The sequence below is a fragment of the Anabaena sp. UHCC 0253 genome, assembly GCF_009712085.1.
Classification (GTDB): Bacteria; Cyanobacteriota; Cyanobacteriia; order Cyanobacteriales; family Nostocaceae; genus Dolichospermum.
Genome location: NZ_VILD01000014.1, coordinates 17,316 through 25,567, shown reverse-complemented (window position 1 = coordinate 25,567; position 8,252 = coordinate 17,316). Strand labels below are relative to the sequence as shown.

Annotated in this window: 9 protein-coding genes; 3 read left to right on the top strand and 6 right to left on the bottom strand. The window is 37.9% G+C overall.

Going from position 1 to position 8,252, the window contains the following annotated elements:
• Nucleotides 1-98: 98 nt before the first annotated feature.
• Genes FJR38_RS25895 through FJR38_RS25870 form a run of 6 tightly spaced genes read right to left on the bottom strand, consistent with a single transcriptional unit; the run spans nucleotide 99 to nucleotide 3,885 of the window.
• A complete protein-coding gene (locus FJR38_RS25895; protein WP_168540348.1) occupies nucleotides 99-710 on the bottom strand; it encodes a Mov34/MPN/PAD-1 family protein in 612 nt (203 codons plus the stop codon).
• A complete protein-coding gene (locus FJR38_RS25890) occupies nucleotides 707-1,414 on the bottom strand; it encodes a prokaryotic E2 ligase family D protein (RefSeq protein WP_168540346.1) in 708 nt (235 codons plus the stop codon). Before FJR38_RS25890 ends, FJR38_RS25895 begins: the two co-directional genes overlap by 4 nt.
• Complete coding sequence (locus FJR38_RS25885; RefSeq protein WP_168540344.1) at nucleotides 1,393-2,139, bottom strand: hypothetical protein; 747 nt, start codon at nucleotides 2,137-2,139, stop codon at nucleotides 1,393-1,395. The genes FJR38_RS25890 and FJR38_RS25885 overlap by 22 nt, the downstream gene beginning before the upstream one ends.
• Complete coding sequence (locus tag FJR38_RS25880; protein ID WP_168540342.1) at nucleotides 2,139-2,573, bottom strand: hypothetical protein; 435 nt, start codon at nucleotides 2,571-2,573, stop codon at nucleotides 2,139-2,141. The genes FJR38_RS25885 and FJR38_RS25880 overlap by 1 nt, the downstream gene beginning before the upstream one ends.
• 1 nt (nucleotide 2,574) lies before the next feature.
• Nucleotides 2,575-3,042, bottom strand: coding sequence for a hypothetical protein (locus tag FJR38_RS25875; protein ID WP_168540340.1), 468 nt, complete (start codon nucleotides 3,040-3,042; stop codon nucleotides 2,575-2,577).
• A 9-nt stretch (nucleotides 3,043-3,051) separates the two neighbouring features.
• Nucleotides 3,052-3,885: a bifunctional DNA primase/polymerase gene (locus FJR38_RS25870; RefSeq protein ID WP_371418299.1), complete on the bottom strand. Its 834-nt coding sequence runs from the start codon at nucleotides 3,883-3,885 to the stop codon at nucleotides 3,052-3,054.
• A 392-nt stretch (nucleotides 3,886-4,277) separates the two neighbouring features.
• Here FJR38_RS25870 and FJR38_RS25865 point away from each other — a divergent pair, with 392 nt between their 5' ends.
• From FJR38_RS25865 to FJR38_RS25855, 3 genes are all read left to right on the top strand, one after another.
• Nucleotides 4,278-4,955, top strand: coding sequence for a sigma-70 family RNA polymerase sigma factor (locus FJR38_RS25865; RefSeq protein WP_168540338.1), 678 nt, complete (start codon nucleotides 4,278-4,280; stop codon nucleotides 4,953-4,955).
• A gap of 41 nt (nucleotides 4,956-4,996) precedes the next feature.
• Nucleotides 4,997-5,926, top strand: coding sequence for a DUF1822 family protein (locus FJR38_RS25860; RefSeq protein ID WP_168540336.1), 930 nt, complete (start codon nucleotides 4,997-4,999; stop codon nucleotides 5,924-5,926).
• Nucleotides 5,927-6,087: 161 nt separating this feature from the next.
• A partial coding sequence (locus tag FJR38_RS25855; RefSeq protein ID WP_168540334.1) for a tetratricopeptide repeat-containing serine protease family protein occupies nucleotides 6,088-8,252 on the top strand: 2,165 nt, incomplete at its 3' end.

Sequence of the window (8,252 nt, the reverse complement as noted above, 5' to 3'; positions counted from 1 at the left end):
TTTTGTAGCGGTATTATTCCCTGAATTTTTACCTCTGCGTTCTCTGCGTCTCTGCGCGAAACAAAAACTGTGGTTTATTTACCTGAAAATAGCTGTCATCATGCAGATGCTACTGAATTGGATGTTAAACAGCTTGGTAACTCAAATACCCAGTTAGCAGGGATGTACCAAAAGTGGCTGTATGTACCCAACCGCACACAGATATGGGGATTAGTGAAAATCTCACCCAAAACAGCGAAGATTCTGAATTTTCCAGCTTCTTCCTCGTCGTCAGTTGCAGAAAATTTTGCGCTCATACTGTGGTGACTGTGTACCTCAATCATTGCAGTCTGATATGATAAGGTGGTTGCCTCTACTGGAGTTACACTAGTAGATGTGGCAGTTTGTTCTGGGGTGTGCAGATGCCACTCTCCGTCCGTAAAGCAGAGATAGAAGAGTATTTCTTGGTGTCCCGCATTTTGAGCTAACTGTAAAATTTGCAACGTTAACCTAGCAGAAACCAAGGGATATTGCAGGTGAAAGTAGGGTGTGAGATGGGGTAAACCGCGAATACTGCATTGTTTGATAGGAAAGCACGCAGATAGTTCTTGACGTGTAGCACGGACAAACACTCCGTTCCCAGCTACCCAGTATTCCATCATTTTGCCTGTTATCGGTGGTAAGTCGGTGCTGGTGGCAAATTGATAATTGATGAGCGCAGGTATAGTCATGAGATAATCTGCTCAATTGCAGTGGTGATGGTTTTGTTACCCCAAGGAACTAAATCCCGCGTGGGGTATCTTTTAGATTTGTTGTTGTGTAGTTGCTGTAAATGCGATCGCACATTTTCAGGATATGATTTAGATTTACCCTGCACCGAATCTTGATTGAACGCACTATCCCAAAACAATTCCCATACCTGCATGATATTTTCAGGGGAACAATTGGGAACTGAATTGTCACCAAAACAGATAGAACCGTTCTCCATCACGTTTGGTAAAGGTGCATAAAATAGGGGAGAATTTTGCTCGAATTTCTTAATAGCCCAAATCCAATATTGACGATTACATCCGGCAAATATTAACCCCGGCATAGGTATTTTAAAAGTCGTATTTTCCAAGGAAATGCAATAACGTTGTGGTGGATAAAACTGCACTAACCATTCTCCTTTGTGACATCTTCCCCACCTCACGGTATTTGCTGGTAAATAACCTGAGTCAATGGGTTCAGCCGCAAATGCTTCTCTCAACGCAGCAGGAGCGATAAATTTGTAATTTGTTGTTTCTCCTTCTTTGTAAACTAGAAGGTATTGTCCTGGCAGAAATAACAGATGTGCTAGTGTTTCTGCATGAGTAGTTTGGTTGATAATTGAATGTGAGATATCACTGATGTTGAGTAGAGGTAAAATGTTAGTTAATACCGTGCTTTGTTCCATAGTTTGATTACCTGTTTTCTATGGTCAATAGAAGATTCAATCCATTCGGAAAATTCCGTCATTTTCTGGCAATATGTTTGGCATAATTGCCACTGTTCGGCTAAATATTTTAGCACTGCTTGTTCCCAGTCAAAGGAGACATATTCTTCATGGGTGACATTTAACCAAATACATTCTGTGCTGTGGTCAATGATAGATATGACATCATAAAGTAGAGACAAAGGTGATGTTGTTTGTTGACAAAGTAATGAAAGTTTATCCCAATTGATTTTATCCACTGTTACCAATTTATGAGGAATGAAACCAAAGCAAGAATTCCAATCTTCTTGAGAATGTCCATAACCTATCAGTGATAAGAGGAATTGTTCTGTGAAACTGAGTTCTTCTAAACCTATTTCCCACCAATCTGTGTTTTGGGAGTAAACGGGAATTTCTGTGTACCTTTCTGTGCATTCCCGAAAATCTTCGTGGTAATCTATGGGAAATAACCACTCATTTACAAGTTCTAAAAACTCAATTTCTAGGTCACTGTAAACACTGGGATGTGAATGTTGTCTCAAGGGAGTTTTTGAGGATGACCATTCACGGGGAAACAGTTCTTTGTAGAGACTGAGGTAATTAATTTGTTCGCTGAGTTCTTCTAAATACCAAATTCCCTCTTGCACAGTTTGGGGAATCTGGTATTTCTTCAAAGACTCAGCAGCCAATTGATATTGAGACTGCATTAGAAGCCGGAAATTGGTATTTGTGAAGGTATAGCAGGAGATTTTTTGAGAATCTTTAAACTCTTCTCTAATTCAGTTTGCCATTCTCTCCCAGTGGTAATTGCTGTTTCCAATTCATCTTGTAATAACAGCAGATTTTCGATATTCAGATGACCTTGAATTTCTAACATTTTGATTTGCCAGCTTAATAGTAAAGCTGGGTTAAATTGATGTTCGCTGGTAATTAAAGCTTGGAGGATATCACCTAAACCTTTAGTACCTGCTTTCTTGACCATGCGAATTTGGGTAATTCCGTCTTTATCTGTTCGCGTAATTTCTGCATGAGCAATTTCTGGGTAGAATGGTGTCAGGGCATTGCGGAGAGTTTCGTCAGTAGCTGCAATTTCATCAGCTATGGGTATTTCTTGACCTTCAATCATCAAAATGTAAGGCATATTAAAACAGTGTTAATTGATTAGATGGGTTAGTTTTGTGAATATTGGTTGGTGGTAAATCAGGAGGATTGACAATTTTGTTATTCTCTGATTGGTTGACAGATATTTTTTGTTTTTGAACTTCTTTTTGTTGAGATTGTTCTGCTATTTGTGGTAAAATGGCTTTTAGTTTCGTGAGAACTTCAGCTATTACTGGATATTGTTCGATTTCATGCAGTGTACTAACTTGCGTGACTGGTGGTTCTCTTTTGATTCCAGCCGTGATAAACACTTGTCGTAAATCGTGTTGATTTGCTGGTAAAATTTGGATGCCTAAGATGATAGTGTTGCTGTCAAAATCAAATCTATTTTCCTTTTCAGATGCCACGTTAACAAGATCAGTTTCTGTGAATGAGGTGGTGAAATCAGCATCGTTATCGTCAGTTTCTACATCTGTATCCACAATTTGTTGATTTTCAATTTTTGACATAATTTGTAGTTAAGAAAGATTAGCTAAACGGTGTAAAATCTGCATATTTATCCCCCATTTTCGGAAAGATTGCCATTTGTATTCACACTCCCCTGGTGTGTATTTAGCTGATAGCTGACTCCATTCCTCCCAAGCAGAAAATAGGGTAGGATTGACGGATTTCAAAGCCATTCCTACTTTGATCCATGAATCATATTTATCTGCAAAGCGAGGATGAATAATTTCTAGTAGTAGCAGTGCTGTTTCTGTCTCCTCACCTGTAAATTCTGGATTGGGTGGTAAAAAGTTGCTGTTTTTGTGGTAATCTCTTTTTGGTAATTTCGCACGTTTAGTCATCTGTTCGATTATCCAAGATGGTGCGATCGCTATTTCGATTTGGTCAGGACGACAACCACTCAGCCAACGATAATAACCTGTTTCTGGATGAATACTGGGGGGAAGTATTGATGGTAGTTTAGTACCCCTAAATTCTAAAACTTCACCGGGGGCGGTGGTGATTTTGCGGGATTTGAGGTGAGGATGAGTGTTACCTGGCAATTTCAGTAAATATTGCGCCCTTCCTGGTCGTCCTGATGTAAATGCAACTGTGGTGGGTAGTGGTTGATGTGCGATAATTGCTGCATGGGCGCTGTATCCATCACAGTCTATGGCGATTAAAAATTCCTGGGAGTTTTGACCGCAAAGGACACCTATACCTGTGGGGGTTATTTTGTAAAAACCGTGATGGCGGTTTCTGATTGGGACTTTTTCATATTGCTGGAGTTGGTTCAGCAATGTTTGAGGAGACCAGGGGTGTTGTTCCCATTGATACCCTAATGGTCTTTTTCCTTGGGTGGGGATGATAGGCCAGTGTGGAGGGAGTAGTTTTAAGGTGTCAATCAGTTTTTGGGTTTGTGGTTTTTTTCAGCATGGGTTTTAATCTTGGTTGGGGTTGTAAATAGCTATAGTTTGGGTTTTCGTTTATGTCTGCGTTAGCAGACAGTTTAATAACATTACAAAAAATGGCCAATTTCCTAGAAAAATCACGCATCTCAACCTTTCAAATGGGTTCTATTTTTACGTTGCACGCCCCTATGATACGCTCTTTCCAATTGAGGAATAAATTTCCAACCCTTGTTGGAGAGCGATCACTATAGAATATAAAGTTTTGTAAAGAATGGAAGTTTTTGCGTAAAACTTTCAGACAGGGGAAGATACGAGAATAGATATCTTTACAGGAGAGTGCGGAGTGCGAGATGACAAATGATTTTCTAGGAAGAGATGATGCTCTCAACCAAGAACTGCAACAGCTAGTTAATGAAGCCAAGCGATATCCGACTGACAGTAAAAATCCCACGGACAGAGCAAAAAGACGCATAGCTTTAAATAAGCTGATTAATGCTATTGACGGTTCTGGGAAATTGAGCAAGCAAGTTCAGTGGTTGGAATCACCGAACTATGAAGATTATTATTATGAAGCATTACAACTCACATTCATAGAAATTTGTCAAAAAATTGAACAATATAATCCTCAATATCCTGTAATGGCATGGGTAAATATGATCTTTTCTAGGCGAATTTCTGATGTGGGTAAAAAGGACAAAAAAAGAGGGATTACTCAGATTCCTAAGCATCAACAAGTTGCTCAAATACTGTCTTTAGATGAAATCAACAAAGATTTCCCAGCAGACAATGAGATATCTGATCACCAACAGTTAAAGGAAATTATTGAGAATGATCCAGAGAATGTTTTAGAGAATGACTGTATTAAAGATCATCCTCAAGCTAATTTAAAAGCTATTCTGCTGTTGGTTTTAGATGGTAAGCAATGGAAGGAAATTTCTGAGGAATTAAAAGTACCACTTTCAACAGCTTCTAGTTTCTACCAGCGACGGATGCGTAAAATTATTACTTATTTAAAGAAATATATATAGAGGCTGAATTAATTCACTATGAAAATTTTGGAGATTGTCTCATGAATAGCATCACTGAACAACTAACTTTTAGCGTGGCTTTATCTACAGAAGCTCATGGAATTGCTCAAGAATATAGCCAAGGTATTTCTAACCCTGATAAGCGGCAACAGATTTATCTTAATACTTTGGCTGTATATGCTGTAGATAATTATCTCCAGTGTATGGGATTTGAGACTGATTGGCAAGGAAGTTATAGCTGTGACTTTTTAGTAATTCAATTGATGAATGTGGCTGATTTAGAAGTAAAAAATTTAGGTAAATTAGAATGTCGTCCAGTTTTACCAAAGGCAGAAGTATGTGAAATTCCGCCGGAAGTTTGGGAGGATAGAATAGGTTATGTGGCTGTGGAATTTAACTCTGATTTAAAAGAGGCGAAAATTTTAGGTTTTACACTTCAAGCTGAAGCAGAAGTTCCTCTGAGTCAGTTGCAATCTTTGGAGGATTTCTTACTGTACTTGAGTGAATTAGAAATAGCTAAATCTCCACAGCATGAAGAATCATCTAATTTAGTGAAAATTGGACAATGGTTAGATGGTTTTGTAGATGCAGGTTGGCAAACTATTGAACATCTATTAAATCCCCAACAATTAGGATTAGCTTTTAAGAGTGCTGTCAGTATGACGCGGGGACAGAAAATTGATTTGGGAATGCACTTTGAGCAAATTTCTGTGGCATTAGTGATAAAAGTTGCTGCTGGTTCTGAAGGAGAAGTGAATATTTTAACTCAAGTATATCCGGTGGGAAATCATGTTTTACCTCAAGGGGTGAAATTAAATATTACTGATGAATTGGGAGAAAATATTTTAGAGGTTATATCGAGAGATGAAGATAACTGGATTCAATTGGAATTTAGTGCTGAGTTGGGGGAAAAGTTTCAGATTATGGTGGCTTATGGGGAGTCGCAGCAAGCTAAAATATTTGAGGTTTAAGGATAGCCCTCAGACTAGAAGTCTGGGGCTACAAAAACGAAGTCCGCCTTCGCGGACTCTTTGAACCCACGCAGGTGGGTTTTGCCTGTGTAGCGGCGATTTCCAATCGCCATGTGTTAATTCTTCTCATTTTTTTACCATTTATTTAGTGAGATTTCATCATGAAAAAAAACATTATCTTAGCTTCCTCTTTAGTTCTGTTAACTTGCCAATTATTTGCTGGTAAAACTACTGCTAATGTTCAACCTGTAGAAAATCCTTTATGTGTTATCAAAGCGGATAATGGAGACAATGGAGGATATTCAGAAAAGCAACTGCAAACCATAGCTAAGAGAATTACTGTCAGAGTAATGGGAGATAATAACGGTGGTTCAGGAACACTACTGGCTCAACGCGGTAATACATATTTAGTTCTGACTAACCATCATGTAATTAGGGGAGTTAACAACATTCGTTTAAAAACATCAGATGGTAAAATTTATGATGCAAAAACCGTGACAAATACTAAATTTGAAAATTCTGATTTAGCTTTGTTAGAATTTCAAACTAATGAAAATTATTGTTTAACAGAAGTTGCTAACTTTGTTCCTTCTACAGAAATGGAAGTTATGGCAGCAGGATATTCTTCCACAAAAGGAGAGATAGTATTTCGTACAGGAACAGTGCAAAAAATAGCTGACAAACCATTAAAAGAAGGCTATCAAATAGGTTATAGCAGCGATATTGACCAAGGAATGAGTGGAGGTGCAATTATTAACTCTGCGGGAGAACTAATAGGAATAAATGGTAGAAGTGCATACCCAATATTAAATACAGGTTATGTTTATCCTGATGGTTCAAAACCCAACGAACAAGAAATCCAACAAATGCGAAAACTTAGTTGGGGAATAGCAATCACCACTTTTTTAGCACAAGTAAAACCAGAAATTCTCACCGCTTATAATTTACCTATACCAGATATTAAACAGGCTATAGCAGAAGTACCGTTAACAGGATGGTTAGGAGATTTAGAACAAAAAGCTAAACAAATTACCGTCAGAATTGATAGTAGTAGTAAGGCTAATGGTTCAGGAGTAATTATCACTAAACAAGGAGATATTTACACTGTATTAACTGCGGCTCATGTTCTCTGTGAAAAAGAAAAGGCCGCCGAACCCTGTGGGAACTTTAATTATCAAATCCTCACCGCAGATAATAAACAACATTCTATCGTACCAAACAGCATTAAATTAGAAGAAGGGGTTGATTTAGCAGTAGTTAAATTTAAAAAAGAAAAAGAAAATTATCAAGTTGCTACTTTGGCAAATTATAATCCGAAAGATTTTGAATATATGTTTACGGCTGGGTATCCCAGATTAGGAGATAAATCACCTTGGCGATTCACATTGGGACAGATTTTTAGTAAAGAACAAGGATTATTTCAAACTACACAATCAGATTTTAAAAACAATAGTTCTGGTACATCACAAAGCTCAATTTCCTTAACAGGTGGATATGAATTAGTTTATAGTAGTATCACCTTTGGGGGCATGAGTGGGGGACCCGTATTAGACTCCCAAGGGCGGGTAATTGGTATTCATGGTAGGACGGAGGGAGAAGCTGTTATTGATAATAATAGTAGTAGTGGCGGGACAATCCAATTAGGTAATAGTTTGGGTATTCCTGTGAGTACCTTTTTAGGAATAGCAACCCGACTGAATACCCAAGCACAAAATGTAGAAACCACCCCACCACCAGAACTAAATACACAAAAAGCTGATTCTATTAAAACAGCAATATTATCAGTAGATGTTTCTAAAGTAAATACTACCGCCAGTCAATGGATAGAAAGAGGAAATCAACTGTGGCGTTTACGTCGTCATGAAGAAGCAGTAGAGGCTTTTGATAGAGCAATTAAACTGAAACCAAAATTTATTCATTTAGCTTATTATGGTAAGGGTTTGGCTTTAGGTTGGAGTGGAAAAGATCCAGAGAGTATAGCTGCATTGGAATTGGCGGTGAAATCTCAACCTGATTTTGTTCCTGCTTGGAATTATCTAAGTATAATTTATCGGGAATCAAAGCAACTAGATAAAGCTTTAGTAGCTATCAATAAAGCAATTGGACTCCAGCCGAATAATTCTAATTTATATAATATCAAATCTGTTATTTTATCTAATTTAAAAAGATATAAAGAAGCAGAGACAGCGATAAAAAAAGCAATTAAATTTAGTCCTCGTGCAGCATTTTACAGCAACCGGGGAAATGTTAAATCTGAATTAGGAGATAAGCAAGGAGCAATAGATGATTACAACCAAGCCATTAAGATTAATCCTAACCTTGCCGG